We start from the raw sequence: 26417 nt of genomic DNA, 5'->3' as shown, positions 1-26417 counted from the left end.
ACAAGCTCTTGGGAGAGGGACGCGAGCGATGGACCAGGACGGACGAGCGACCATCGGGCGGCGCGAGGTGCTCGGCACGCTGCCCGCGGGCGTGGCGCTGGCGGCGGCGCGCGAGGCCCAGGCCGCGGCGACGCCGCCGCGACGCTATGCCGCGATCGGGGTCGGCAGCCGCAACCGGATGTACCAGCAGGCGATCTGGGGGCCGCACCGCGCGCATGCCACCCTGGTCGCGGCGGTGGACACCAACCCGGGGCGGCTCGCGCTGGTCGGGCGGATGGCGCGCCGCGCCGGCGCCGCCGCACCGCGCGCCTATCTCGCCGCCGACTTCGCGCGGATGGTGCGCGAGCAGCGCCCCGACGTCGTCATCGTCACCACCCCGGACGCCTTCCACGACGATTATGTCGTCCGCGCGCTCGAGGCGGGCTGCGACGTCGTCACCGAGAAGCCGATGACCACCACCGCCGAGAAGGCGCAGCGGATCATGGACGCGGTCCGCCGCAGCGGGCGCCACGTCCGCGTCACGCACAATTACCGCTACGCCCCCTATCGCAGCCAGGTGAAGGAGCTGCTGATGGCGGGCGAGATCGGCGAGGTGCTGTCGGTCGATTTCCACTGGCTGCTCAACACGCGCCACGGCGCGGACTATTTCCGCCGCTGGCATGCCAGCAAGGCGATGTCGGGCGGGCTGATGATCCACAAGGCCAGCCATCATTTCGACCTGGTCAACTGGTGGCTGTCCGACGTGCCCGTCGCGGTGCAGGCGAACGGCAAGCGCGATTTCTACACGCCCGCGATGGCGCGGCGGCTCGGCCTGTCGGGCGCGCACGAGCGCTGCCACACCTGCCCCGAGCGCGAGCGCTGCACCTTCTTCCTCGACCTCGCCGCCGACCCCGAGCTGCGGTCGCTCTATCTCGAGAACGAGCGCTACGACGGCTATTACCGCGACGGCTGCGTCTGGCGTCCCGCGATCGACATCGAGGACAATATGAACGTGATCGTCACCTACGCGCGCGGCGCGACGCTGAGCTACAGCCTCAATGCCTTCAACGCGTGGGAGGGCTATACGATCGCGTTCAACGGCACCAAGGGCCGGCTGGAGCATGTCGTGATCGAGCAGGCCGGGATCTCGGGGCTGAACGGCAGCAGCATGGGGGATGCGATCCAGACGCGGATCATCCCGATGCGCGGCGACCCGCGCGACGTGCCCCCCGCGACCGGGGCGGGCGGCCATGGCGGCGGCGACACGGTGATGCTGGCGGAGATCTTCGACCCCGCCGCGGCCTCCGACCCGCTGCTGCGCCGCGCCGACGAGCGCGCGGGGGCGGCGGCGGTGCTGGTCGGGGTCGCCGCCAACCAATGCTTCCGCACCGGGCGGCCGGTGACGATCGCGGACCTGGTCACCGGGCTGGCGCCGCCCGACTTCCCCGCGATGCCGGGCCGCGACAGCGCGGTGCCGATGCCGCGGCGCGGCTGATCCGCGGGGGCGCGGGGAGCGGGGGAGCGGGGGTGCCGGTCACCGCCGGCTTCCCCACGCCGCGCCGGCGCTTAGCGTCGCCTCGTGACCGCCGTCCCGCTCTCGCGCCGTCGTTCCCGATCGGCCGTTCCATCGCGAAGGCGGAAGAGCGACCACGCATAGCGGCACGATCGCCGATGGGGACGGCGTTGGATCAAGCGGGTGACGTCACTCCTCCGGCGGCGCGGGCGGCACGAAGCTGACATGGTCGAGCCGCCACGATCGCGCCGGATCGCTCGGCCAGTAATCCGCCGGGTCGAGCGTCGCCTCGTCCGGCAGCGCGCCGACGATCTGCGCGCCGATCACGCGCCCGGTCTCGCGCAGCCGCACCTCCGCCCCCGGGAAGCGCGCGTCGAGCGCGGCGTGCAGCGCGATCGCGTCGTCCGCCACCCGCGCCCCGTCCAGCGCGCGCGGCGCGCCGTCGACCAGCTCCGCCGCGGCCGCCGCGAGCGCGCGCCGCCCGTCGTTGAGGATGTCGAGCGCGATCAGTCCCGCCGCGACCGCGTCCGCCCACCAATAGCCCAGCCCGATCCCGATCACCCCGCCGATCCCCGCGACCCCCGTCATCCAATTGGCCTTCTGGGTCATCGCGTCGGTGTGGAGCGTCTTGTCGGCGAGCGCGCGCGCGAGCGGCAGCTTGAGCCGCCCCAGCACGATCGGCACGACGATCGAATAGGCCTGCGCCGCCACCATCAGCCAGCCGAGCCAGATCTCGCGCCCGAGGATCGTCGTCGACGCGACGGTGGCGTGCTCGCGCGCGATCAGGCTGCGCGCCGAGTCGAACAGCAGGATCGCGCCCAAGGCGGCGAGCGCGGCGGCCGCCAGCGCGAACGCCACCCCGGGCGCGCGCGCGAAGCCGTTGGGGAACAGCGCGGAGGGCGCGCGACGCTCGAGATGCGCCGAGACCAGGAAGACGATCGGCGGGACGAGGCTGAGGCAATCCTCGATCCAGGCGGTCTTCATCGTCTGGCTCGACCCCATCGCCGCGCCCATCACCAGGATGACGCTGAGCGTCCAGGCGATCGACCAATATTCGAGCCGGCGCGCGCGCGCCATCACGGGCACGAGCGCCTCCGGGACGCGGCCCGCGCTCATCGTGCCCCCGCCCGCGCGCGTGTCTCGCGCGCGACCAGCGTGATCCAGCCGTTCTCGCCGTTGCGCGCGACGACATGCGCGGCGGTGACGCCGCCCGCCTCGTCGCGGCGCGCATAGGCCGGGCCGAGCGCGACGCGGGTCGCCCACGGGCTCTTGGCGTCGAAGCGCGCGCCGACGACGAGGTCGAGCTGCCCCGCCTCGAGCCGCAGCAGCAGCGGCTCGAGCGTGCCATAAGTGAGACGCGGGGTGGCGCCGGTGCGCGCCGCGACCCCGCGCAGCACCGCGCGCGCCGCCGCGGCGTCGCCGGTCTCGGCCCCGCCGACCGCGCCGACGCGGATGACCCTGGTGGCGCGGACGGTGTCGAGCGTCCCTTCGGGGTCGCGCGGTATGTCGCCGCAGGCGGCGAGCAGCAGGAGCGACGAACAGGCGAATCTCATCGGCGACCCCTGCGGCGGTGACGGCCCACCGCCACACAGGGCGCATCAGCCTGATTCTACGCCTGAATACAAGGAGCGCGCGACGATCCGCGCGTCCGGCGTCACGGACACCAGGGCGCCCGCTCGCCGCGCTCGCGCGCGCGCTTCGCCTCGCGGTTGCAGCGGATGCGGCGGACCGTCTCGACATTGTCGCGCGCCGCCTGCGCATTCGCGCGCTGCTGCTCGGCGGCGTAGAGCGGCGCCTGGTCGCGGCGGCGCTGCTGCGCGAGCATGCAGCGGGTATAATCCTTGCCCCCGTCGGCGCCGAACTTCTCGCAGGTGCGCCGGTCCTCGCGCTGCGCGGCGCGGCCCCAGTCGATCTGCGCCGCGGCGCCGCCCGCGCCGGCGACACAGGACAGCGCCGCGAGCGCGGCGACGGCGGCGCGCGTGCGCGCGCGACGGTGCGATATCAACATCGTGAACTCTCCTCATCGAATCGTCGATGGGTGCATCAGACCAGCCCGACGTTGCGCCAACATGGTCGGCGACCCGCGCCCCGCGCATGTTGCTCAACCGTGTCTTAACCCCCGTCGATTACGTGCAAGCCATGGAGAGAGCAGGACGATCCGCCGAAGGAGCGCGCCCCGCCTGGCGATCGGCGACGGTGTTCCAGCTCGCGCTGCTGCTGTTCGTCGTCGTCGCCGCCTTCGCGGTGATCGTCGCCGGGCTGACCGCGGCGATGAACGCGCAGGGCTCGTCCGAGCGCGTCCAGATGGTGCGCGGCGCGCTCCAGCGCGATCTCCAGTCGCTCAGCGAGTCGGTCGCCGCGGTCACCGCCTGGGACGATGCGGTGGCGCATCTCTACGGCGTGCCCGACGCGGCCTGGGTCCGCACCATCGTCACCAGCAGCAACGCCCCCACCTTCCTGATCGACGCGCGCGGCACCACGCTGCTGGCGGTGCATCCGGAAGGCTCGCCCGGCGGCGACCTCGCCGCGACGCTGGGCGCGTCGCTGCCGCGCGTGCTCGGGCTGCTGCCGCGCGACCCGGCGCATTATGCCGGCGCGAAGCCGCGCGCGCTGTTCCTCGTGATCCGCGGCCGGCTCGTCGTCGTCACCGCGGGGGTGGTGCGCTACAAGGACGCCGCGCGCGCGCTGCCCGGCCCGCCGCGCTATCTCGTGCTGATCGCGCCACTGGCGACGCTCAACCTGTCCAATCTCGCGCCGATGTTCGGGCTGCACGCGCTGCGCGTCCGCCCCGGCGCGGTGGCGCGACCGGGCAGCGCCTCCTACGGACTCGGCAATCCCGGCGAGCCGCCGCTCGCGACGATCGAGTGGCGCGACCATCGCCCGGGGTCGCTGGTGCTGCGCCGGCTCGCGCTGCCGCTCGCGCTGGGCGGGATCGTGCTGCTGCTGCTCAGCATCGCGCTGGTGCTGCGCATCGTCACCGGCGAGCGCCGGCTGGTCGAGGAGACCCGCGCCGCCGGCGACCATGCCCGCGCCGCCGAGCGCGCGCTCCACCTCGCCGAGGAAGCGCATCGCGCCACCGAGGCGGCGCGCGCGCGTGCCGAACAGGCCGGTGCCGCGCTGGCCACCGCGCAGCAGCGCGAGCGCGAGCGCGACCGCCTCCACCTCGAGGAGCATCGCGCGGTGACGCGCCAGATCGCGGACGCGCTGTCGGCGTCGATCGGCGACATATCGGCGCAACTGGTGCTCGACGCCTCCGCGCTCGACGAGCGCGTCGGCGCGGCCAAGACGATGGTGTCGCTCCAGACCGATCATGCCGGATCGGCGCGCGAGCGCAGCGCGCTGACGGTGACCAACACCAACACGATCGCCGCCTCGCTCGCGCGCCTGCTCGCCGCGGTGCGCACGATCCAGACCGACGCGCGCGGGCATGAGGCGGGGATCCGCTCGAGCATCCGCGAGGCCAGCCACGCGCAGCAGCGCCAGCTGCTGCTGCGCCAGGAGGTCGCCGGGGTGGGCGCCGCGGCGGGGCTGATCGGCGAGATCGCGGCGCGCACCAACATGCTCGCGCTCAACGCCACGATCGAGGCGGCGCGCGCGGGGGCGCAGGGCCAGGGCTTCGCGGTGGTGGCGGCCGAGGTGAAGGGGCTGGCCAACCAGATCGCCACCACCACCACCTCGATCGCCACCGCGGTGCAGCGGATCGAGGAGGCGAGCGGCGCGACCGCGCAGCTGGTCGACAGCGTCCACGCGCTGCTGACCAGCCTGTCCGACTCGTTCCGCAGCAGCCTGGCCGCGGTGGAGCGGCACGAGGCGGAGGCGGCGCGGATCCACGCGGTCACCGCCGAGGTGGAGACCAACGCCAACGCGACCTCGGACACGGTCGAGCTGATCGCGCATGCCGCGCTGACGCTGGCCGACGCGGCCGACGGCACGCGCGTGATCGGCCATCGCGTGCGCCAGCGCGCCACCGAACTGGACGCGCGCATCGACACGTTCGTCGAGGAGCTCCGCCGCCGCGCCGGCGAGCGCTGAGCGGGGGCCGCGCCCGCCCCCGGCGGTTCAGCTCAGCGCGTCGCTCGGCCGCAGCGGTTGCAGCACGATGTCGGCGATCGCCGACTGGCCCACCGCGAAGGCACGCTGATATTCGGGATCGTCGACCATCGCCTTGAACGCGGCGCGCGTCGGATAGCGCACCAGCACCACCGCGTCCCAGCCGCGCTCGGTCCCGGTGGTCAGCACCGCCAGCCCCTCGCCGCCGAGAACGATCCCCGCCCCGAAGCGCGCCAGGATCGGCCGCGCCATGCCCAGATAGGTGTCGTAGCGCGCGCGGCCGCCGTCGGGCGCGAAGCGCAGCAGGTTGAGCATCACGACGGGTTGGTCGTCGTCCTCCGCCAGAAACGCCGCGAACACGTCGGGTGAGAAAGCAACCATCTGATCTCGCTCCATGGCGGCGCCCGAACCTGGGCGCCGCGGCGATCCCTATCCGGCTGTCCTGTCAGAAACCGTCAGCAAGGCGCGCCAGTCGCGGTCCTGCGCGCGCCAGCGCGTGTAGAGCGCGTGGCGGCGGCCGGGATAGCGCTGGTCGAGGAGTGTCGCCGCGGCGATGCGGTCGACGCGGAAGTGGCGGAAGGCGTCGCGCCGCTCGCACCAGGCCGCCAGCACGCGCGCGTCGTCGAAATAGACGATCGCGATCGGCCAGACGATCCGCTCGGATGGCGTCCCCGCGGCATCGGCATAATGGATCGCGAGCTTGCGCTGGCGGCGGATCGCGTCGCGCAGCGTCGCCACCTGCGGCGGGTCGGCGCGGCGCGACAGCGAGGCGGCGGCGAGCAGCGCGGGGGAGCTCGCCTCGCCCAGAGCATCGCCGCCGCGCGCCGACAGGATCTTGGCGAGCGCGCTCTCGCCGCTCGCCACCAGCGTCGCGTCGGCGCGCTCGCGCACCCAGCCGAGCCCGAGGATCAGCACGTCGAGCTCGTCCGGCGAGAAGGCCAGCGGCGGCAGGAAGAAGCCCGCGCCCAGTTGATAGCCGATCCCCGCCTGCCCCGCGATCGGCGCGCCCAGCCCGCGCAGCGTCTCGATGTCGCGATAGATGCTGCGCGGCGACACGCCGAGCGCTTCCGACAGGTCGGTCGCGGTGACCGGCGTGCGCCGCGCGCGCAACACGCCGATCAGCTCGAACAGGCGGCTCGTCCTCGACATCGGCGGCAGCTCTCCGGGGGCGGGTCGGCGGGAACGCCACGCCGGCGGCGCCTATACCGCGCGGCGCGACCGGCCGGCAACGCACGCCATGTTCGCGCAATCCGGCGCGCGCAGCGGGACGGCGACGCGGCCGTCCCGGCCGCGAGGAGACGATGCCGCCGTGCCGACCACGATGCTGAGCGACGAGCCCGCCTTTCGCGCCTTCTGCGCGGCACATGTCGCACGCCGCGACGGCCGTGCCGGACTGCGGCGGCTCGCCCGGAGCGCGGCGCATGGCGGCAGCGCGGCGCGCGGCTTCGCGCCGGTGATCGTCTTCTCCTGACGCGCGCCGCGCCTCAGGGCAGCGGCTTCACCTTGACCGCCTGGCCGTTCTTGAGCCGCAGGCGGAAGCTGCCGAGCATGCCCCGGCGCACCTCGACCGCGTCGCCCGCGACCGGGCGGCGCGCGATCGGCGTGTCGTCGGTCTGGGTCCAGCGCGTGCCGTCGGCGAGCACGAAGGTCCAGCCCCCCGGCACGCGATAGGAGGCCGCGCGCAGCGTCGACGTCAGCGGCCCTTCCTCGATCTCGGGCGGGACGCGCGTGGTCGCGCCGGGGCGCGGCGGGGTGGCGGCGATCGCGTCGTAGCAGGCCAGCCGCGCGGCATCGCCCGCGATCGCGCGGCAGCGCGTCCACTGCCGCTCGACCGAGGCCGGGCGCTGCGCCGCGCCCGCGCTCGCCACCGCGACCAGCGCCAGCACCGGCAGGGAGAAACCTTTCGTCATGACCGTCGCGCCTACTCCCGCGCACCGGCCGCTGACAAGAGACGCGGCGCGCGATGCGCGGCGAGGCAGCTCAGCACGCCGGCCACCACCAGCATTAGCGCCAGCAGCTCGAGCGGGCGCGGCAGGCGCCGCTCCCACCACCAGGCATAGACCAGCGCGAACAGCGTCTCGAACAGGATCATCTGGCCCGCCAGCGTCAGCGGCAACAGCCGGCTCATCCGGTTCCACAGCGCGTTGCCCGCCACCGACGCGAGCAGCGCGACCGCGATCGACACGCCGCCGAGCCGCAGCCACCCCGCCGGCTCGCGCGGTCCCGCCCCCGGCACGAGCGCGAACGGCAGCAGCGCGAGCGCCTGCACCCCGGTGGCGACGCCGACGAGCAGGTTCCACTCGTGGACCGAGACGCGCGTCAGCCGCGCCAGGCAGCGGCTGTTGCCCACCGCATAGAGCGTCCAGGCGACGAGCGCGCCGACCGCGCAGACCAGGCCGGCCAGCGCCCCCGCGCCGCCCGGCGCGCGCGCCGCGCCGCCGGCCGTGGCGAGCGCCGGCCAGCCGATGCACAGCGCGCCCGCGGCGCACAGCAGCAGCGCGGGGGCGAGCCGCGCCAGCGGCACCGCGCCGGCCTCGCGGCTGCCGATGATCGTCACCGTCACCGGGAGGAAGCCGATCACCAGCGCGGTCATCGCGATCCCGCCCTGCTGCACCGCGGTCGAGAGCAGCACGTAATAGAGCGTGTTGCCGCTCAGCGCGAGCGCGGCCAGCCACCAGAGGTCGCGGCGGTGGAGCGAGGCGGCGAGCGCGCGCCCGCGCCGCCCCAGCAACGCCACCGACAGCAGCCCGAAGGCGAGATAACGCCCCACCGCGAGCTGGAGCGGGGTGGCGTCGTGCGCCAGCGCGGGCGCGAGGAACACCAGCCCCCACAGCGCCCCCGCGCCGGCGCCGCAGGCGATGCCCAGCGCATGGTCGCGGTCGTGCCCGCGCGCCGTCCCGTCCATCGCTCGTCCTCCCACCCGCGCTGTCGCCGGGGCGATCGCACCGCGCCGCGGCGATGCGCTGTTGTTCGTGCCGCCCGACGCGACAAGCCGCGGACGACCCGGAACGGCGCCGCGCCGCGACGACGGACCCGATCGCGCTCCGCTCCCCCGCCGCGCGCGTCAGCCCAGCCGGTCGTCCTTGTCGTATTTGAGCTCGAGATAGCGTCCCTGCACCGCGATGTGATCGCGCGGGTCGTGCCCGAACTGCTCCTCCGCGCGCGCCAGCTCGGCGTCGATCAGCCGCAGCCCGTTGACGAGATGCTCGTCCGGGGTGCGCCCGTCGGCGTGGCGCGCGCGCCGCGCCGCGACCGGCACCGCGCGCCAGCCGTCGACCAAGGCAGGCAGCTCCTGCGCGATCAGCCGGCGCAGCGACTCCGCCGCGGGGCTGCGCGGGTCGAGCCGGGCCAGCTGCGGCGCGAGCTGCGCGATCCGCGCGTCCAGCGCGTCGGCGAGCCGCACCGCGGGGGGCGGCAGCCCGCGCCGCTGCGCCGCGAGCCAGACGCTCGCCTCCTCCGCCAGCCCGGGCAGCGCCGCGCCCGCCAGCGCCTCGCGCCCCGGCGCGCGCGGCGCGGCGCGCAGCGTGACCAGCACGGTCAGCGCCAGCATCAGCGCCGCCGCGACCAGCAGCGCCACCGCCGCGGGGGCGACCAGCGCGAGCAGCGCCCAGGCGAGCAGCGCGGCGGCCGCGGCGAGCGCGAGCCGCACCAGCAGGCGCTGCTGCCGCCGCGCGCGCGCCGCGCGCTCGCGCCGCGCCTGTTCGCGCCCCTCGGGCGAGAGGCGGCGCAACAGTTCCTCGGCGCGGCCGAGCCCGACCTCGGCGAGGCCGGTCGCGACGTCGCGCGCGCGATCGATCATCGGCCCGCGCTGATCGGGGTCATCGGTCATGCCGCGATGATGCCGCGCTTCGGCGCGCGGGTCCATCGCGTTCCGCCGCCTCCCCCTTTCCCCCTGCCCCCTTCCCTCGCGCCCGGCCAAGCCCCTAGGATCGCGTCGCATGGCCGTGACCCCGCCCGATCTGTCGCTCGCGCAGCTGCGCTGTTTCCTCGCCATCGTCGACGCGGGCAGCTTCGCCGCGGCGGGGCGGCGGCTCGGGCTGGCCACGCCGGTGGTGTCCAAGACGATCGCGCGGCTCGAGGCGGCGCACGGGGTCAAGCTGCTCCACCGCTCGACCCATGCCACCTCCCCCACCGCGGAAGGCGAGGCGCTGGTCGCGCCCGCGCGCGCGGCGCTGCACGCGATGGGCGAGGCCGCGCGCACGCTGGGGGCGCGGCGCGACGCCGACGGCGGCTGGGTACGGCTCACCGCGCCGGTCGCGCTGCTGCGGCATTGCCTCGTCCCGCTGCTCCCCGCGCTCGCGCGCGAGCTGCCCGCGCTGCGGCTCGACCTGCGATCGAGCAACGAGCGGCTCGACCTCGCCGACCATGGCATCGACCTCGCGATCCGCACCGGGCCGCTCGACGACGTGCCGGGGCACGTGCGTCAGCCCTGGTTCGTCTCGCCCTGGGTGGTCTGCGCCGCGCCCGCCTATCTCGCGGGGCGGACGGTGCCTGACACGCCGGAGGCGCTGCACGGGCACCGGCTGATCGGCTTCCGCGCGAGCGACGACGGGCTGGTGCGCCACTGGCGCTTCCGCGCGCCCGACACCGGCGCGGCGCAGCGGCTGACCCCCGACCCGCAGCTGGTGTTCGACGACGGCGAGGCGGGGTGGCGCGCCGCGCGCGACGGCGTCGGCATCGCCTGCGCGCCGCTGTTCCTCGCCGCCGAGGCGCTGCGCGCGGGCGAGATGGTGGAGCTGCTGCGCGGCTGGCGCGACACCGCCACCGCGGTGACGCTGCTGCGGCGCGACACCCGGCTGACGCTGCCGCGGGTCGAGCAGCTGATCGGCTTCCTGCGGCGCCACACCCCCGCGCTCGACGTCTGAGCTCAGGGGTAACAGATCCGGTGCGAACCGGCGCGGTGCTCCCGCGGGCGCGGTGGCGCGATTATATTAGCGAAGCGATGAGGTACGTCGGTGCCATGAAGCTGGACGATCTAGGAACACGCATCTGTATCATGGGGCCATCGAACAGCGGTAAGTCCACATTGGCGGAGGCCATCGGGCGAGCGAGAGGGTTGGAGGTTGTTCACCTCGACCAGCTACACCATCTTCCGCACACCGACTGGGTTCCACGACCGCCAGAGGATTTTGCCGCGCTTCACGACAAGGCCATCACTGGCGACCGCTGGGTGATCGACGGCAACTATTCCCGGCTGCTCCCGCAACGGCTGAAACGAGCGACCGGCTTCATTCTTCTCGACGTTCCAACGACAACCAGCCTGTATAGGTACATTCGACGCTGCTGGTTCGAGCGCGATCGGCGCGGCGCTCTGGAGGGCGGTCGCGATAGCGTGAAATGGGACATGATCCGGCACATCGTCGTCGCAACTAGAGCTAACCGCATCCGCTATCGCGCTATGACCGCTGGCATCAGCCTGCCCAAGATGCAGATTGTAACGGGCGGCGCACTGGCGGCCTTCTACCGCACCAACGACTTGAGGCGCTAAGCCCTTCCCATTGCTCGATTTCAACCGGGCTGGCGCCGGCGCTAGGCCGCGCGCGCCAGCTCGGTCTGCGCGATCAGCCGCCAGTCGTGCAACGCCGCCTCGCGGTGCGGCGCGGCGTCGCGGCGATAGGCCGCGCTGGAAACGATCGCGGCGAAGTCCGCCAGTCGCGGATAGCGCACCAGCACCACCGCGTCCCATGCCTCGCCCGCGGGCGCGGCGAGCGGGGCGGCGACCGCGCCGCTCCAGAGCGGCGCGATCCCCTCGATCCCCAGCGCGGCGGCGATGCGGCGGAAGGCGGGGACATAGTCGCCGAAATAGCGCGCCTGCCCGCCCGCGGGGTCGAAGCGCAGCAGGTTGAGCATGACGACAGGGGCGTCGCGGTCGAGCGTGGCGGCGAGCCGGTCGAGCGTCGCGGCGTGGATGGGGTGGATCATATCGGGCTCCTGCTGGGTGCCGCTGCTGTCCGCGATCCGCCGCGCCGGCGGTAGCGCCGCCGCGCGCAACACAGACTTGCCCCCGCGCGCGCCGTCGACAGGCGGCGGGATATCGTGCCACATCCGCGCGAGAAGCGGCGGCGCGCCCGGTGCCGTCGGTGGAGCCGCGCGCATGTCCCGATCGTCCCTCCTCGCCGCGCTGCTGCTGCCCGTGGCGCTCGCCGCGGCGACGCCCGAGGCGGCGGAGGTGATCGCGCTGTGGCCGGGCGACGCCCCCGGCGCGGGCGCGCGCGCGCGCGAGCCCGAGCAGCTCGAGCGCGGCGCCTATGTCCACAACGTCCATCGCCCCTCGCTCACCGTGTTCCGCCCGCGCGCCGCGCATGCGGGGCGCACCGCGATCATCCTCGCGCCGGGCGGGGGGCATCGCATGCTGGTGTTCCAGAACGAGGGCGTCGCGCCCGCGCGCCTGCTGACGCGCTATGGCATCACCGTGTTCGTGCTGCGCTACCGGCTCGCGCGCGAGCCCGGCTCACCCTATGCGATCGAGCGCGACGCCGCGGCGGACGCGCGGCGCGCGGTGCGGCTGGTGCGCGCGCGCGCCGCCGATTACGGGGTGGACCCGCGCCGGATCGGGCTGATGGGCTTCTCCGCCGGGGGCGAGCTGGTGACGCTGGTGGCGGACCATCCCGCGCCGCCCGACGAGCGCGCGCGCGACGCGGTCGACCGGGTCAGCGCGCGCCCCGATTTCCAGGTGCTGCTCTATCCCGGCCCGCTCGGCATCCCCGCGCCGGCGGCCGCGGGGGCGCCGCCCGCCTTCATCGCCGCGGGGACGCTCGACGATTGCTGCGCCGCGCCCGCGCTCGCCTTGTTCCAGCAGCTCCAGCGCGCCGGCACCCCGGCCGAGCTCCACCTGTTCGCGGGGGTCGGGCACGGCTTCAACGTCGGCGTCCATGACGAGCGGCTCGCGATCCAGCACTGGCCCGACCGGCTCGCCGACTGGCTGAGCGACGAGGGGCTGCTCACCCCGCCGCGCGATCCGCCCGCGCGCTGAGCGCCGCGCCCGGCGCGCGCGCGCCGAGCCAGCGCCGCGCCAGCCAGCGCCGCACCGGCACGTCGTAGAAGGTGAGGCTGAGCCGCGCGATCACCACCGCGACGATCACCAGCGCGACCCCGACCGGCGCACCGATCCGCGGCGGCACGCGCTGGTCGACCACCCAGGCGGTGTAGACGTAGATCAGCGGATAATGGGTGATGTAGAGCGGGAAGGACAGGTCGCCGAGGACGCGCGCGACGCGCAGGCTCCACCCGCCGGCGCGCTTCTCCCCCGCGCCGAGCGCGACGATCAGCGGGAACAGCAGCAGCACGCACAGCGCGTCGTACAGCCCGTTGGCGATATGGTGCGGCGTGCCGCCGAGCCGCGGCACCGACAGCGCCACCACGAGCAGCCCGGCGCACAGCGGGAAGGCGTGGCGGCTGCGCAGCCGCAGCCCCGAGCGCATCAGCCACATGCCCGCGATGAACGGGTAGCAGAGGCGCGCCAGCCCGACCTTGATCCCCGCCGCGTCGAGCGACCAGCCGCCGATCAGGTCGCGCCGCTCGCCGCGCAGCGCGACGTCGAGCAGCAGCCCCGCCGCGAGCAGCGCCAGCCCCGCCAGCACGCGCGGCGACAGATGGCGCAGCACCAGGGCGTAGGCGACGTTGGCGACATATTCGTAGAACAGCGACCAGGCCGGGCCGTTGAGCGGGTGGATCTCGTCCCAGCCGCGCACGTCATACGCCTTGGGCAGCGGCAGCACGGTGCAGCCGAGCAGCATCACCAGCAGCAGCTGCCACACCGGGGTCGCCGCGATCTTGGGGAAGAGCGGCCCGGCCTGAAGGTAGAAGAGCGCGGCGCCGAACAGGCTGCCCAGCACCACCATCGGCTGGAGCCGGATCAGCCGCCGCAGGAAGAAGGCGCGGTGCCGCATCCGCCCCCAGCGGTCGTCATAGGCATAAGCGACGACGAAGCCCGACAGCAGGAAGAAGAAGTCGACCGCGAGATAGCCGTGGTTGATGATCTGGCGCGTCGGGTCGCCGCCCGAATAGGCCTCCAGCGTGTGGAACAGCACGACCGTCAGCGCGGCGACCCCGCGCAGCCCGTCGAGCACGACATAATGGCTCTTCGCGGGGGCGGTGGCATCGGTCGACGTGGCGGCCGACGGTGCGGTCATAGCGGCTCTCTCTCCCTGCGCCGTCTCCGCGCCTGCGCCGGGCATCGCACGCCGCGCCGCGCGCGCGCAAGCCGCGCGGCGTTGCTACGATTGTCATCAACCGCGGCTTGGTCGCGGCGGAACGGCGTGTCAGACCCGCCGCATGACCCCCGCCTCCCGCCCGCCGAGCCCCGGCGCCCCGCCGCGCGTCGGGATGGACCTGCAGCCGCCGAGCTGGCGCCCGACCGAGATCACCGCCGACCCGTCGCACCAGTCACGCCGGGTGCGCAGCCGGATCGTGCTGAGCTTCGCGATGAAGGGCGGGGGCGATCCCTTCGTCCGCTGGCTCCACAACCGGCTGATGGAGCGGCTCGCGCTCTCGCGGACCTCGATCTACGCCGATCACATCCTCGCGCCCTATCTGCCGCGCGACGCGGTGCCCTTCGCCGAGCGCGAGACGGTGGGACCGTTCCAGCGCGAGGTGGAGGAGGCGCTCACGCCCGGACTGCCCGCGGGGATCTACGGCCGCACGCTGCGCACCCTGCCCGCGCGCGTCCCGAAGATGACGATCACCCCCGACCTGCGCCCCGAGATGCGCCGCCCCGACGGCAGCTTCCCTTACGCCGGGATCCGGCGCGACGATTGGGAGGTGCTGTTCCAGTCGGCGGTGCGCAGCGCGCAGGTCGCGGTGCTGGTGCTCAACGATCATTACATGCACAGCGACTATTGCCGCGCCGAGGTGCGGATGATCCGCGACGAGAATGCGGCGCGCGCGGGCGGCGGCCGCGCCCGGCTGCGCGTGGTGGCGCTGCGGCTGGGCAAGGGCGTCGACCATGCGGCGTCGCACGCGGGCGCGATCGACCAGATGATCCGGGTCGCGATGGACGATCCGCGCATCGTCACGGTCACCCCCGCGCTGCCCGCGCCCGGCACCGCGCAGGCGCATCAGATCAACTGGACGATCTCGGACGCCGACCTCGCGCGCCTGATCGCGGCGATCGGCCCGCTGACCGCGGGCTAGGTGGTCGATCCGTCGCAGGCGGAGCCTGCTGCGGCGCCCGCCCGGGCGCGGGGCCGCGAGAAGGATCGCGGCGCTGCGCTCCCGCCGGCGCCGCAGCACAGGCCGGTGTTTCAAACGGGGCGGATCATCCTCTAGGCTGCGGCGCGTCCGGGCGCGAATGGCCCGGACCACCACGGACGGGGAGCGGACCATGCGCGCGATCTTCCTCACGGCGGCACTGACCGTGGCGGCGCTCGCCGCTGCCGCCGCGCCCGGCGCGCGGCCCGGACAGCAGGCGCGCATCCCCTCGGCGCCCGTCACGCCCGCCCCCGTCGCGACCGGCCCCGTCGTGACCGCCCCTGCCCCGACCCCGCCTGCCGCGGTGCGGCTGGAGGGACCGTTCGCGCTCGCGTCGCGCGTCTATCCCGGCACGGTGCGGCGCTATTGGGTCTATGTCCCGCCCGGCTACGATCCGGCGCGCCCGCCCAACCTGCTGCTGTTCCAGGACGGCCAGCGCGCCACCCGGCCGGACGGGTCGCTGCGCGTCCCCGCGGTGCTCGACGCGCTGATCCGCGCCGGCGCGATCCCCCCGACCCTGGGCGTCTTCGTCACGCCGGGGCATCGCAGCGCGCGCTATCCCGACACGCTGGGCATGGCCAACCCGGACCATCGCGCCGAAGAATATGACGCGCTGTCCGACGATTATTCCCGCATGACGCTGGACGAGCTGCTCCCCGCGGTGGCGCGGCGCTGGCGCTTCGCCGCCGACCCGCGGCGACGCGCGATCGCGGGCACGTCGAGCGGGGCGATCGCCTCCTGGACGGTGGCGTGGCGCCACCCCGAGGCGTTCGGCAACGTCATCAGCTTCATCGGCAGCTACACCTCGATCGGGCTGCGGCTCGGCGCCGACGGCACGCCGCTGGCCTATGGCGGCGACGTCTATCCCGGGCTGATCCGCAAGTCGCCGATCCGCCCGCTGCGCGTCTTCCTCCAGGACGGGCGCGCCGATCTCGACAACGAGCATGGCCATTGGTTCCTCGCCAACCAGCAGATGCTCGCGGCGCTGCGCTGGGCCAATGCGCACGCCGACGCGACGGGGGACCGCGGCGCGCGCTACGACGTCGACCATGTCTGGACCGACGGCGGCCACAGCGACGCGGACGGCGGCGCGCTGCTGCCCGGCGTGCTGCGCTGGATCTGGCGCGATCAGCCGGCGCGGCCGCGCGCGGGCGGCGCCGCCGCGCGATGACCCCCGATCCGTCCGGCGGGTGGGACGCTGTCGCGGAGCGCTTCATGGCGCTGCGCTCCGACACCGGCGCCGCGCTGGTGCGCGACTGGGCGCGCGCGACGCTGCCCGCCGGCGCGGCGATCCTCGACCTCGGCTGCGGCGACGGCGTGCCCGTGGCGCGCGCGTTGGTCGCCGCGGGCTTCGCGACCTGGGGCGTCGACGCCTCGCCGCGGCTGGTCGCGGCGCATCGCCGCCATCTCCCCGGCCGGCCGGTGGCGTGCGAGACGGTGCAGCACGGCGCCTTCTTCGACCGGCGCTTCGCCGGCGCGATCGCGATCGGGCTGGTGTTCCTGCTCCCCGCCCCGGAGCAGCGCGCGCTGCTCGCCAAGGTGGCGCGCGTGCTCGAACCGGGCGGGCGCTTCCTGTTCAGCGCCCCGCGCGAGACCGGCCGGTGGCGCGACACGCTGACCGGCCGGCCATCGCGCTCGCTCGGCGCCGCCGCTTATGCCGCGGCGCTCGCCGCAGCGGGGCTGGAGGCGGTGGGCAGCCACACCGACGCGGGCGGCAACCATCATTACGAGGCGGTCAGGCGATAGCGACGCGCGAGACCCGATCGGCCGGCGGTGCCGCGACGGTGCCGTCGTGGCGAGCCGCGCTCCCCGCCCCCGCGCCGACGCGCCGCGGCAGCGCCAGCAGGCTCAGCGCATAGCCGATGATCGCGCTGCCGCCATAGCCGACGACCGGCGTGGGATAATGGCCGAGCGCCGCCGCCCCGATCGCGGCGCCCCAGACCGCGGCGAAGACCGCGTAAAGCGCGCGGTCGCCCGCCGCGGCGCGCGCGCCGGCCAGCGCGGGCACGAGCAGCAGCGCCGCGCCTTCCCATACCGCCAGCCCGGCGACGGGATGGACCGCGAAGGAGGTGGCGAGGACACGGTCGACGAACGCGACCGCGGGCAGCGTGTCGGCGCGCGCCAGCGTCACCGCCAGGCCGAGCAGCCCGGCGACCAGCGCCGCGACGGCGCGCGGCTCGCGGCGGACCAGCACGAGCGCGGCCAGCCCCGCGACGAGCATCCCCGCCATCGCGCGATCAGGCTGGAGCGCGCTCGCCGCCGCGGCGACGACCAGACCCGCGGTCGCGGCCAGGCTGCGGTCGCGCGCGAAGGCGACCAGCATCAGCGGCAGCAGCACCAGGCTCGGCTGGAGCGCCAGCCCGCCGCCCAGGTTGACCCAGCGCGCCGCGCCCTCCACCTCGGCGCCGAGCAGCGCCGTCGCCAGCAGCGCGCCCGCCGCGGCGACGGTCGCGCCGCCGGCGTGTCGCTCGCCCGCCGCGCCGCCGAGCAGCGCGAGCAGCGTGAGACCGACCACCAGCGCGCCGGCGTTGACGCCGAGATAGCGCGGCGGCGCGCCGGCCCATGCCAGATAGACGAGCCCCAGCGCGGCCGCGCCGACGGCGCAGGCGATGCCGAGCGCGCGCGGCCGGTGCAGCAGCGCGCCGACGATGGTCATGACGGTCGATCCTCCGGGAACGGGCGGGTGGAAGCGGAACGGCGCGGCGCAGCAGCGGCGGAACTGCGCCGCGATCGCCCGCGGCAGCAGCCCGGCCAGGCTGTCGAGCGTGAACAGGAGCGCGGCGGTATCGTCGGCGATGCTCGCCGCCTCGCAGCGGACCGCCGCTGCCCATGGCCGCATCGGGGCGGGCAGCGCGGCGTGCAGCAGCGCGCAGGCGAGGCCGACCAGAGCGCGGCGCAGGCCGAGGCTCACAGCATCACCTCGGCGCGCCGGCCGGTCGCCGGGGCGGGCGCCGGCGGGTTGGCGCGGGCGAGGTCGACCCCGGCCGCGGTCAGGCGATAGGCGTGCCGCGGCGGGCGTCCCGCGGCCGGCTGCTGCCATTCCGCCGCGAGATAGCCTTGCGCTTCCAGCCGGATCAGCAACGGATAGAGCGTGCCGGAGCGCACCCCGGCGCGGCGCGCCAGTTCATAGCCGTGCGACCATCGCCCCTCCGCCTCGAGCAGCACCGCGAGGACGATCCGGGCATGGGGCGAGAGCGCGCGCGTGCGGGGCATGAGTGATAAATCTACCTAGGTAGATTTGCTGTCAAGCCGCCATCGCCAGCGTGGGTCGAGGCTGGCGTGGAGGGCAGCAGGCGGCCGTCGTCCGGCCCGCCGGCGAGGCGTCGACCGTTCGGCCTTGCTGCCGCCGCTCCGCCCGTTCCGCGCTAAGGATGATCTTCCGGAAACCTACGATCTATCTGACTGAGATCGCACGAAGCGAAGATCATCGTGCGATTCGCTCGCACCGTCTGTCCGATCCGCCAGTCTCTGATGATGCCGCCGGCGTTCGACGTCTGTCGCAAAACTTTTACAAATCTTGCTGTCCCCGCCGGCGTGTCACCCGCCTCCCCCCGGACGACTGTCGGTCCGGACGGCCGGCAGCTGTCGCAACGACGTTTGATATGGGGGAATGACCATGAAGATCGCACGCCGCTGGTGGCTTGCCACCACCGCTCTCGGCTTTCTCGCGCCGCCCGCGCTCGCGCAGCAGGCCGCGACCGCCGATGCCGCCGACTCCGCGGGCGACATCGTCGTCACCGGCTATCGCACCAGCCTCGCCGCCGCGCGCGACGCCAAGCGCGAGGCCACGATCATCAAGGAGACGATCGCCGCCTCCGACATCGCCGCTTTCCCCGACCTCAACCTCGCCGAGGCGTTGCAACGTGTCCCCGGCGTAGCGATCAACCGCGAGGCGGGCGAGGGGCGCCGCATCAGCCTGCGCGGGCTCGGCCCCGACTTCACCCGCGTCCAGCTCAACGGCATGGAGGTGCTCGGCAACGTCGACTCGCCGCAGGACAGCCGCGGCCAGACCACGCGCGACCGGGCGTTCGACTTCAACCTGTTCGCGGCCGAGCTGTTCGAGCACGTCGATGTCGAGAAATCCTATCAGGCGCGCCAGACCGAGGGCGGCCTGGCGGGCACCGTCGGGCTCTTCACCGCGCGCCCGTTCGATTCGCGACGGAGCAAGGTGGCGCTGTCGGCGCAGGCCGGCACCAACACGCTGACCCACGACGTCCAGCCGCGGCTGACCGGGCTGGTCTCGCTCAACGGGGGCGATATCGGGCTCCTCGTCTCGGGCGCCTACAGCCGCCGCCAGACGCGCGAGCAGGGTGTCGACACCTATCGGTGGCGCCACAACAAGGCCAATGGCAGCGACCTCTCCGCGCTGACCGCCGCGGAACGCACCAGGATCAACTCGGGCGCGCTGCTGTTCGCGCGCGGCAACCGCCTGTCGGTGTGGGACAGCACGCAGGAGCGGCTCGGGCTCACCGCCGCGCTGCAATGGAATCCCGCGCCCTCGGTCCATCTCACGCTCGACGCGCTCTACGGCCGCTTCACCGGCGACCGGTTCGAGACCCATCTCGCCTCGCGCGGGGGCGGCGGCTCGACCTGGCTGGGCGGCGGCGAGACCTTCGCCGGCGTCGTCTACCCGAACGCACGCGTCAACGCGCTCGAGTGGAACGATCGCGACGAGGTCGTCTATCTCGACGTCAGCGGCGGCAAGGCGGCGACCGAGACGCGTCGGCAGGACACCCGCAACGTCTTCCGGCAACTGGTGCTGAGCGGCGACGCCGCGCTGGCGGAGGGGTTGACCCTGTCGTGGACGGGCGGGGTCGAGCGCTCGCGCTACGACATGCCGGTCAACGACAAGTTCACGCTGGAGGGGTTCGGCGGGGTCACGTCCGATTATCGCGGCGGGCGCTACGCCCTGGTCAACCGGTATCGCTTCGATCCGGCGGACGCGCGCTTCTGGCACGCGCGACGCCTCTACGCCAACGCGACCTTCCAGCACACCGCGCTCGACAATGCCAAGGCCCGGCTGGACTATCGGATCTCGCCCGACGACACGCTCAGCCTGGGCGGCGAGTGGCGCCGCTTCGCCAACGACGGTCGCTATGCCGAGCAGGACGATATCCTCACCGGCGCCTTCCGCTCGGGCATGGTCAGCGCGCGGGTCGACGGCTATGCCACGGTCTATGCCGGCTATCCCGGCCAGCGCTGGTCGATCGTCGACTTTCCCAAGATGCTGAAGCAGTTGAACATCAACCACCGCGACTATCTGAGCGTGGCGCGCGTCTTCTCGGTCGAGGAACGCACCGGTGCCGGCTTCGTCCAATATGACTGGACCCATCTGATCGGCGCGCTGCCGTTCCGCGGCAATGTCGGCGCGCGTTATTATGCCACCCGCGTCACGTCGCGCGGCGTGGCGAGCGTCGGGCCGGTGACGGTGCGCGGCGCGTACCAGGGCGTGCTGCCCGCCGCCAATCTGATCCTCGAGCTCGACCGCGGCGCGCTGCTGCGCCTCGCCGCGGCGCGCAACATCAACCGGCCCGCGCTCGGCGCGCTGGCGGTCAACGGCAGCGTCAGCAACGACAATGGCGAGCTCAGCGTCGCGATCGGCAACCCCGCGCTGCGGCCCTATCGCTCCAACGACCTCGACCTCTCCGCCGAATATTATTTCGGTTCGGTCGGCTATGTCGCCGCGGCGACCTTCTACAAGTCGCTCGACGGCTTCGTCTCGACCCAGACGGTGAACGACGTGCCCTATCGCCGCACCGGTCTGCCCGACAACCTCTACCCCGGGGTGACCGCGACCACCCTGGTCAACAGCTTCTCGCGGCCGGTCAATCTGGCGCGAACGAACCTGTATGGCGTGGAAGTGTCGGGACAGGCCGACCTCCGCTTCCTGCCCGCGCCGCTGGACCGGCTGGGGACCGCGCTCAACCTCACGTACGTCGCCTCGCGGCTGGATTACGCCCGCCTCTATCCGGGCGGCATCACGACCACGCTGGAGGGGCTGAGCCGCTACAATGCCAATGCCACGCTCTATTATCAGGACAAGGCGTTCGACGCCCGCGTCTCGGCCAATTACCGCAGCGGGTACATCTACAGCGCCTCGCCCGTCCTCACCCCGCTCGGGCCGGACCAGGACGTCACCGGTTTCGAGGGAACGATCTATGTCGACATGTCCGCGCATTACACGCTCGACCGGCATGTCCAGCTGACGCTGAACGGCGTCAACCTGACCAACCAGCGCGAGCGGCAATATTCCAACAGCAGCAAGCGGCTCTACGTCGTCACCCGGGCGGGCACGACGGTGCTCGGCGGCGTCCGCGTGACATTCTGAGCCAGCGCGGCGGCGGGGCCGGCTTGCCGCGCGTCCCCGCCGCGCTCTATGGCGGCGACCTCGATCGTTCCGGGCTCGTTACGATATGGGTTGCCGCCTGCCGCCTGCGCCGTTCCACCGACCGGGCGCGACGGATCGCACCGGACGCGCCGCGTCGCGATGAGCGATGTCGGCGCCATGCTCGTCGCCGCGCATCCGCGGCTCGTCGCTTATGCGCGACGCCGCGTGCGCGACCCCGACCGCGCCGGCGACGTGGTACAGGAGACCCTGCTGCGCGTGATCGAGCGCAACCGCCGGCAGCGGATCGACCGGCCGCTCGCCTACGCCTTCCGCGTGGCGGACTCGGTGATCTACCGCCAGGCGCAGCGCGCACGCCACGTCCATGAGCCGGTCGACCTCGACCTCGCCTGCGCGCTGCCGCTGCCCGACGAATGGCTCGACGGTCGCCAGCGGCTGGCGCGCTTCGAGCGCGCGCTCGCCGCGATGCCGCCGCTGCGCCGTACCGTCTTCGTGCGCCGCCATGTCGACGGCCTGTCCCGCGCCGAGATCGCGGCGGAGCTGGGCCTGAGCCTCGAGGCGGTGAAGAAGCATCTGGTGCGGGCGATGACCGGGCTCAGCGCGCGCGTCCCCGAGGCGAGCGGGCGGGCGGACCGGCGCGATGAACCGCGCGCTCGCCGCGCCGACCCTCAGGCGGCGGCGCGATCGTCGGGCGCGCGGCGGCGCAGCGACGCGTGCGCCAGCGCGGGCGGGACATAGGCCGACCCTTCCAGCGGCGCGACATCGACCCCCGGCGGCACGATCGCGTCGATGCCGTCGAGCTGCGCCTCCGTGCGCGGGCCGATCAGCGCCGCGGACACGGCGGGATGCGCCACCACGAAGGCGAGCGCCATGTGCATCAGCGACAGGCCCGCGCTCTCCGCCAGAGGGAGGAGTCGTTCGACCGCGTCGAGGCTGGCCGCGTCCGACATCGCGCTGGGGAAATAGCGCGCGCGCAGCGTGTCCGGCGTCGCCGCCCCGCGGCGGTACTTGCCGGTGAGCATCCCCTTGGCGAGCGGGCTCCACGCCAGCACCCCCATGCCGTAACGCTCGCAGACCGGCAGCACCTCGCGCTCGATCGACCGGCTGAGGATCGAATAGGGCGGCTGCTCGGTGCGGAAGCGCGCGAGCCCGCGGCGCTCGGATACGACCTGCGCCGCGACGATGTCGGAGGCGGGCACGGTCGAAGCGCCGAAGGCGCGGATCTTGCCCGCGCGCGTCAGGTCGGTCAGCGTCGACAGGATCTCCTCGACGTCGACGTCGTCGGGCAGGCGATGGACCTGATAGAGGTCGATATGATCGGTCCCCAGCCGCCGCAGCGAGTCCTCCACCGCGCGGACGATCCAGCGGCGCGATCCGCCCTGCTGGTTCGGGTCGGCCCCCATCGGCGCGGTGAACTTGGTCGCGAGCACGACATGGTCGCGCCGGCCTTTGAGCGCGCGGCCGACGATCTCCTCGGACTCGCCGTTGCTGTAGCGATCCGCGGTGTCGATGAGGTTGATCCCGGCGTCCAGCGCCTTGTGGATGATCCGCGTGCAGGCCTCGGCGTCGCTATTGGCGATCGCGCCGAACATCATCGCCCCGAGGGCGTAGGGGCTGACCTTGATCCCGGTCCGGCCGAGGGAACGATAGCGCATCGCGATCTCCTGTAGCTGCCTTGCCCGGCCGCATCGCGGGCGGTAGGACGATGAAGCGGAACATCCTCCGCTTTCTATAAGCGGAACGCGTTCCGCTTTTCAAGGGGTTTGTGATGACGCGCGCCACAGGATCAGGCGAGGGCGTGGCCGAGCCCGCCCGTTCCCCCAAGCCCGCCCGCGCGGACGCGCAGCGCAACCTGCGGGCGGTGCTCCGCGCCGCCAAGGAGGTGTTCGCGGTCGCCGGGCTGGAGGCGCCGGTGCGCGACATCGCCGAGCGCGCCGGTGTCGGCGTCGGCACGCTGTACCGCCACTTCCCGCGCCGCCCCGACCTGATCGCCGCGGTGTTCCGGCAGGAGCTCGATTCCTGCGCCGACGAGGCCGATGCGCTGCACGACCGCCTGCCCCCCTTCGCGGCGCTGGCGGCGTGGATGCGGCATTTCGTCGCGCTGGCGATCACCAAACAGGGCCTGGCCAAGGCGCTTCACTCGGGCGACCCCGCCTTCGCCGCGCTGCCGGCGCGGCGCGAGGAGCGGCTGATGCCCGCGTTCCGGCGCCTGTTCGACCGCGCCGCCGCGAGCGGCGCGATCCGCGGCGACATCGGCGCGGACGAGTTCCTCCTTGCCGCGGCGCAGCTGTGCCTGTCGGTGTCCGATCCCGCGCAGGCGCAGCGGATCGTCGGGCTGCTGGTCGACGGGCTGCGCGCGCGGGACGCGGACGACGCCGACCGCCCGCCCCCTCACCCCGACGCCTGAGCGCGACGACGCGGCGCGCGGCCCGGCCCGCCGCCCGCGTGAACGCTCACACAATTATCTGATTATATGCTTTCTTTTATTTAACCCGCGCGCTACCCCTCTGGCTAAGCCGTTGAAAAAAGCGGCCACGGGAGAGGTCACATGACAATTAGCGACTCCGCGTCGGTGCTCGCGGTGGCGATGGCGCTCGGCTGGACGGCGCCCGCGACCGCGCAGGACGCCTCCGCCACGCCGCCGGACGCGGGCACGCTGCCCTCGGGCGACCCCGGCGCGGCGGTGGCCGATCCCGCCACCACGCCTGCCGCCGGCGGCGAGGACATCATCGTCACCGGCCTGCGCCGCAGCGTCCAGGGCGCGCAGGCGCTCAAGCGCGACTCCGACCAGATCCTCGACGCGGTCGTCGCCGAGGACATCGGCAAGCTGCCCGACAACAATGCCGCCGAGGCGCTGGCGCGGATCACCGGCGTGCAGGTGTCGCGCTCGCAGGACGAGGCCAATGGCGTCTCGGTGCGCGGCCTGCCCGACGTCACCACCACCTTCAACGGGCGCGAGCTCTACACCGCGGAGGGGCGCCAGGTCGCGTTCCAGGACTTCCCCGCCGCCTCGCTCGCCGGGCTCGAGGTCTACAAGTCGACCACCGCCGACCTGGTCGAGGGCGGCATCGCCGGGCTGGTCAACGTGCGCTCGCGCCGGCCGTTCGACTTCGACGGGTTCGAGATCGCGGGGTCGATCCGCGGCATCTACGGCGATCAGGCCCGCGAGGTCGATCCGCAGGGCAGCCTGTTGGTCACCGACCGGTTCGACACGCCGATCGGCGAGTTCGGCGCGCTGATCAACGTCTCCTACACGCAGACGCATTATCTCACCTCGGCGCGCTGGGACAGCGGCGACGTCGACACGCCGGTCGACGAACAGGTCATCACCACGCCCGGCGTCGGCCGCGACTTCAAGCTCCCCGAGTCGGTCGGCATCTTCTACAATAACGGCAAGCGCTGGCGGCCCTCGGTCAACGGCTCGCTGCAATGGCGCCCCGCCGACAATGTCGAGCTGTACGTCGAGGGGCTGTACCAGGGCTATCGCAGCCGCGAGGAGAACAGCGAGCTGGCGATCCGGCTGCGCAACGGCAACCCGACCTTCAGCAACGTCGTGCTCGACGAGGACGATCCGGGCAAGGTCAAGAGCCTCACCCGCTCGGGCGGCGAGGGATCGATCGGCACCGACCTGTTCCGCGGCGTGCCGCACAGCACCACCAACACCTATCAGTTCGCCGCCGGCGGCAGCATCAAGGGCGAGCACGCCCGCTTCAGCACCGATCTCGCCTATACCGACACGCGCAATTATTTCACCGACTACGGCTTCGACTTCGCCGCGCGCGATCCGGCCACCGCGGACGTCAGCTTCGACATCGACCGCGACTATGGCGGCGTCGAGTTCGCGCTGCCCGGCTTCGACCTGACCGATCCGAACAATTACGTCATCCGCGGCATCTTCGACCGGCGGCGCGAGGGGCGCGGCTCGGGCTGGCAGTGGCGCAACGATCTCGAGCTCGACTTCGAGCTCGACGGGATCGACAAGATCCAGGTCGGCACGCGCTACACCACGCGCAAGAGCAGCTTCGCCGACGGCACGCGCTACGCCAACATCCGCGCGCAGCGCGTGCCGCTCACCGCCGCGCCGATCGGCATGGGCGGGCTGGTCAAGGAAGGCTTCCGCGGCAGCGACGCGCAGCCGACGCGGCGCTGGTATGCTCCCAACGGCCAGGACGTGTTCGACAATATCGAGGCGCTGCGCGACTTCGCGCAGGACCGGCTGCGGATCAGCAACCTCGGCAACGCCGACCAGCGCCCCGAGCTGTGGGATCCGGCGCTGCCGCCCTACACCACGCAATTCGCCGCCAACGAGAAATCCTACGCCTTCTACGGCCAGCTCCACTACGGCTTCGAGCTCGGCGGCATCCCGCTCGACGGCGTGGTCGGCGCGCGCGTCGTCAACACCACGATCCAGACGGTCGGGCAGGGCTCGGTCGACGGCGAGATCCGCATCACCGACGACCGCAAGAATTATCTCGACGTGCTGCCCAATGTCAGCCTGCGCGCGCGGCTGACCGACCGGCTCCAGTTCCGCGCCTCCGCCACCGAGACGCGCACGCGCCCGACCTTCGGCCAGAGCAACCCCGCCTTCGTGCTCCAGCGCGACTCGGTGAACCTGGGCGATTATAACGGCAGCAGCGGCAACATCGACCTCGAGCCGATCCAGTCGAAGAACTACGACGCCTCGCTGGAATGGTATTTCAGCCGCACCGGATCGCTGACCGGCGCGGTGTTCCGCCGCGACCTCAAGGGCTTCATCAGCAACTACACGGTGTTCCAGCAGGTCCCCGGCTTCGGCAACATCCAGGTGACCCGCCCGGAGAATGCCGGCGAGGGGCGGATCCAGGGCGTCGAGCTGGCCTTCACCACCTTCTTCGACTTCCTGCCCGGCGTGCTGAGCGGCTTCGGCACCCAGCTCAACGGCACCTATCTCGACGGCAAGCAGGCGCTGCCGACGGTCTTGGGCGAGCAGGGCCGGCTGGTGCGCGTGCCCAACACCTCGAAATGGACCTACAACGCCAACCTGCTCTACGAGAAGGGGCCGGTGTCGGCGCGCCTCGCGTACAATTACCGCACCGACTGGGTGAACTTCTACAACAACACCGAGAGCGAGTCGGCGGTCGCCGGCGAATATACGCGCGCGACCGAGCGGCTCGACTTCTCCGCCGCCTTCACCCCGGTCGAGTTCCTGACCTTCACCTTCGACGCCACCAACCTGACCGGGGTGCCGTTCCAGAACGTCCGCAACTTCAGCGACACGCAGAGCTACCCGCGCGACATCCGCTACGAGGCGCGGACCTTCTCGCTCGGCGCGCGCTTCCGCTTCTGATGGCGACGCCTTAT

General features: G+C 73.2%; 26 protein-coding genes. 13 read left to right on the top strand and 13 right to left on the bottom strand.

Annotated elements, in window-relative coordinates:
- The first annotated feature begins 28 nt into the window (after positions 1–28).
- Entirely contained in the window at positions 29–1474 is a 1446-nt protein-coding gene (locus EV292_RS18980) for a Gfo/Idh/MocA family oxidoreductase (protein WP_132910833.1), read from the top strand.
- A 207-nt stretch (positions 1475–1681) separates the two neighbouring features.
- Here EV292_RS18980 and EV292_RS18975 read toward each other — a convergent pair whose 3' ends face one another.
- The 3 genes from EV292_RS18975 to EV292_RS18965 all read right to left on the bottom strand — a co-directional run bounded on the left by EV292_RS18975 (position 1682) and on the right by EV292_RS18965 (position 3500).
- Entirely contained in the window at positions 1682–2608 is a 927-nt protein-coding gene (locus tag EV292_RS18975; RefSeq protein ID WP_132910832.1) for a cation transporter, read from the bottom strand.
- Positions 2605–3045 (bottom strand): hypothetical protein, encoded by a 441-nt coding sequence (locus tag EV292_RS18970; RefSeq protein WP_132910831.1) that lies wholly within the window; start codon positions 3043–3045, stop codon positions 2605–2607. Before EV292_RS18970 ends, EV292_RS18975 begins: the two co-directional genes overlap by 4 nt.
- Positions 3046–3146: 101 nt before the next feature.
- Positions 3147–3500, bottom strand: coding sequence for a hypothetical protein (locus tag EV292_RS18965; protein ID WP_132910830.1), 354 nt, complete (start codon positions 3498–3500; stop codon positions 3147–3149).
- A gap of 188 nt (positions 3501–3688) precedes the next feature.
- Here EV292_RS18965 and EV292_RS18960 point away from each other — a divergent pair, with 188 nt between their 5' ends.
- Complete coding sequence (locus EV292_RS18960) at positions 3689–5524, top strand: methyl-accepting chemotaxis protein (RefSeq protein ID WP_132910829.1); 1836 nt, start codon at positions 3689–3691, stop codon at positions 5522–5524.
- A 27-nt stretch (positions 5525–5551) separates the two neighbouring features.
- Here the strand turns inward: EV292_RS18960 and EV292_RS18955 are convergent, their stop codons facing one another.
- Both EV292_RS18955 and EV292_RS18950 read right to left on the bottom strand, forming a co-directional pair.
- A complete protein-coding gene (locus EV292_RS18955) occupies positions 5552–5923 on the bottom strand; it encodes a DUF1330 domain-containing protein (RefSeq protein WP_132910828.1) in 372 nt (123 codons plus the stop codon).
- A gap of 48 nt (positions 5924–5971) precedes the next feature.
- Positions 5972–6691: a YafY family protein gene (locus EV292_RS18950; protein ID WP_132910827.1), complete on the bottom strand. Its 720-nt coding sequence runs from the start codon at positions 6689–6691 to the stop codon at positions 5972–5974.
- 160 nt (positions 6692–6851) lie between these two features.
- On the opposite strand from EV292_RS18950, the gene EV292_RS22775 reads away from it, so the two are divergent.
- Positions 6852–7013, top strand: coding sequence for a hypothetical protein (locus EV292_RS22775; protein ID WP_165927183.1), 162 nt, complete (start codon positions 6852–6854; stop codon positions 7011–7013).
- Between the two features lie 13 nt (positions 7014–7026).
- Here EV292_RS22775 and EV292_RS18945 read toward each other — a convergent pair whose 3' ends face one another.
- From EV292_RS18945 to EV292_RS18935, 3 genes are all read right to left on the bottom strand, one after another.
- Positions 7027–7452 (bottom strand): hypothetical protein, encoded by a 426-nt coding sequence (locus EV292_RS18945; RefSeq protein WP_132910826.1) that lies wholly within the window; start codon positions 7450–7452, stop codon positions 7027–7029.
- An 11-nt stretch (positions 7453–7463) separates the two neighbouring features.
- Complete coding sequence (locus tag EV292_RS18940) at positions 7464–8447, bottom strand: DMT family transporter (RefSeq protein ID WP_132910825.1); 984 nt, start codon at positions 8445–8447, stop codon at positions 7464–7466.
- Positions 8448–8606: 159 nt separating this feature from the next.
- The gene (locus tag EV292_RS18935; protein WP_132910824.1) at positions 8607–9371 is read right to left on the bottom strand and encodes a hypothetical protein; all 765 of its coding nucleotides are present in this window, start codon (positions 9369–9371) and stop codon (positions 8607–8609) included.
- 109 nt (positions 9372–9480) lie between these two features.
- Here EV292_RS18935 and EV292_RS18930 point away from each other — a divergent pair, with 109 nt between their 5' ends.
- Together EV292_RS18930 and EV292_RS18925 are read left to right on the top strand one after the other, a co-directional pair.
- Complete coding sequence (locus tag EV292_RS18930) at positions 9481–10407, top strand: LysR family transcriptional regulator (protein ID WP_132910823.1); 927 nt, start codon at positions 9481–9483, stop codon at positions 10405–10407.
- A gap of 95 nt (positions 10408–10502) precedes the next feature.
- Complete coding sequence (locus EV292_RS18925; RefSeq protein ID WP_132910822.1) at positions 10503–11030, top strand: AAA family ATPase; 528 nt, start codon at positions 10503–10505, stop codon at positions 11028–11030.
- Between the two features lie 41 nt (positions 11031–11071).
- On the opposite strand, the gene EV292_RS18920 is transcribed toward EV292_RS18925, so the two are convergent.
- The gene (locus tag EV292_RS18920; protein WP_132910821.1) at positions 11072–11638 is read right to left on the bottom strand and encodes a hypothetical protein; all 567 of its coding nucleotides are present in this window, start codon (positions 11636–11638) and stop codon (positions 11072–11074) included.
- Between EV292_RS18920 and EV292_RS18915 the strand changes: the two genes are divergently transcribed.
- Positions 11637–12515 (top strand): alpha/beta hydrolase, encoded by an 879-nt coding sequence (locus EV292_RS18915; protein ID WP_132910820.1) that lies wholly within the window; start codon positions 11637–11639, stop codon positions 12513–12515. The genes EV292_RS18920 and EV292_RS18915 overlap by 2 nt on opposite strands.
- On the opposite strand, the gene EV292_RS18910 is transcribed toward EV292_RS18915, so the two are convergent.
- Positions 12484–13674, bottom strand: a complete 1191-nt coding sequence (locus tag EV292_RS18910) for an acyltransferase (RefSeq protein WP_132910819.1) — start codon at positions 13672–13674, stop codon at positions 12484–12486. The genes EV292_RS18915 and EV292_RS18910 overlap by 32 nt on opposite strands.
- A 142-nt stretch (positions 13675–13816) precedes the next feature.
- Here EV292_RS18910 and EV292_RS18905 point away from each other — a divergent pair, with 142 nt between their 5' ends.
- From EV292_RS18905 to EV292_RS18895, 3 genes are all read left to right on the top strand, one after another.
- The gene (locus EV292_RS18905; protein WP_132910818.1) at positions 13817–14674 is read left to right on the top strand and encodes a toll/interleukin-1 receptor domain-containing protein; all 858 of its coding nucleotides are present in this window, start codon (positions 13817–13819) and stop codon (positions 14672–14674) included.
- A gap of 190 nt (positions 14675–14864) precedes the next feature.
- On the top strand, positions 14865–15902 hold the full coding sequence (locus EV292_RS18900) for an alpha/beta hydrolase-fold protein (protein WP_132910817.1): 1038 nt from the start codon (positions 14865–14867) through the stop codon (positions 15900–15902).
- Positions 15903–15946: 44 nt separating this feature from the next.
- A complete protein-coding gene (locus EV292_RS18895; protein ID WP_243693861.1) occupies positions 15947–16477 on the top strand; it encodes a class I SAM-dependent methyltransferase in 531 nt (176 codons plus the stop codon).
- On the opposite strand, the gene EV292_RS18890 is transcribed toward EV292_RS18895, so the two are convergent.
- Complete coding sequence (locus EV292_RS18890; RefSeq protein ID WP_243693860.1) at positions 16467–17642, bottom strand: hypothetical protein; 1176 nt, start codon at positions 17640–17642, stop codon at positions 16467–16469. The two genes, EV292_RS18895 and EV292_RS18890, sit on opposite strands and share 11 nt — an antisense overlap.
- Positions 17639–17944, bottom strand: a complete 306-nt coding sequence (locus tag EV292_RS18885) for a helix-turn-helix transcriptional regulator (RefSeq protein ID WP_132910815.1) — start codon at positions 17942–17944, stop codon at positions 17639–17641. The genes EV292_RS18890 and EV292_RS18885 overlap by 4 nt, the downstream gene beginning before the upstream one ends.
- 403 nt (positions 17945–18347) lie before the next feature.
- Between EV292_RS18885 and EV292_RS18880 the strand changes: the two genes are divergently transcribed.
- Both EV292_RS18880 and EV292_RS18875 read left to right on the top strand, forming a co-directional pair.
- Positions 18348–21059 carry a TonB-dependent receptor gene (locus EV292_RS18880; protein ID WP_132910814.1) on the top strand — a complete coding sequence of 904 codons (2712 nt, stop codon included), beginning with the start codon at positions 18348–18350 and terminating at the stop codon, positions 21057–21059.
- A 159-nt stretch (positions 21060–21218) separates the two neighbouring features.
- Complete coding sequence (locus tag EV292_RS18875) at positions 21219–21815, top strand: sigma-70 family RNA polymerase sigma factor (protein WP_132910813.1); 597 nt, start codon at positions 21219–21221, stop codon at positions 21813–21815.
- Here EV292_RS18875 and EV292_RS18870 read toward each other — a convergent pair.
- Positions 21746–22732: an aldo/keto reductase gene (locus tag EV292_RS18870; RefSeq protein WP_132910812.1), complete on the bottom strand. Its 987-nt coding sequence runs from the start codon at positions 22730–22732 to the stop codon at positions 21746–21748. The two genes, EV292_RS18875 and EV292_RS18870, sit on opposite strands and share 70 nt — an antisense overlap.
- Before the next feature lie 113 nt (positions 22733–22845).
- Here EV292_RS18870 and EV292_RS18865 point away from each other — a divergent pair, with 113 nt between their 5' ends.
- Both EV292_RS18865 and EV292_RS18860 read left to right on the top strand, forming a co-directional pair.
- Positions 22846–23484 carry a TetR/AcrR family transcriptional regulator gene (locus EV292_RS18865; RefSeq protein ID WP_132910811.1) on the top strand — a complete coding sequence of 213 codons (639 nt, stop codon included), beginning with the start codon at positions 22846–22848 and terminating at the stop codon, positions 23482–23484.
- Between the two features lie 141 nt (positions 23485–23625).
- Positions 23626–26403 (top strand): TonB-dependent receptor, encoded by a 2778-nt coding sequence (locus tag EV292_RS18860; protein ID WP_243693859.1) that lies wholly within the window; start codon positions 23626–23628, stop codon positions 26401–26403.
- The last annotated feature ends 14 nt before the right edge of the window (positions 26404–26417 follow it).

It is taken from the genome of Sphingomonas sp. BK235 (assembly GCF_004345855.1).
GTDB lineage: Bacteria > Pseudomonadota > Alphaproteobacteria > Sphingomonadales > Sphingomonadaceae > Sphingomonas.
This window is presented reverse-complemented; position numbering and strand designations above follow the sequence as displayed.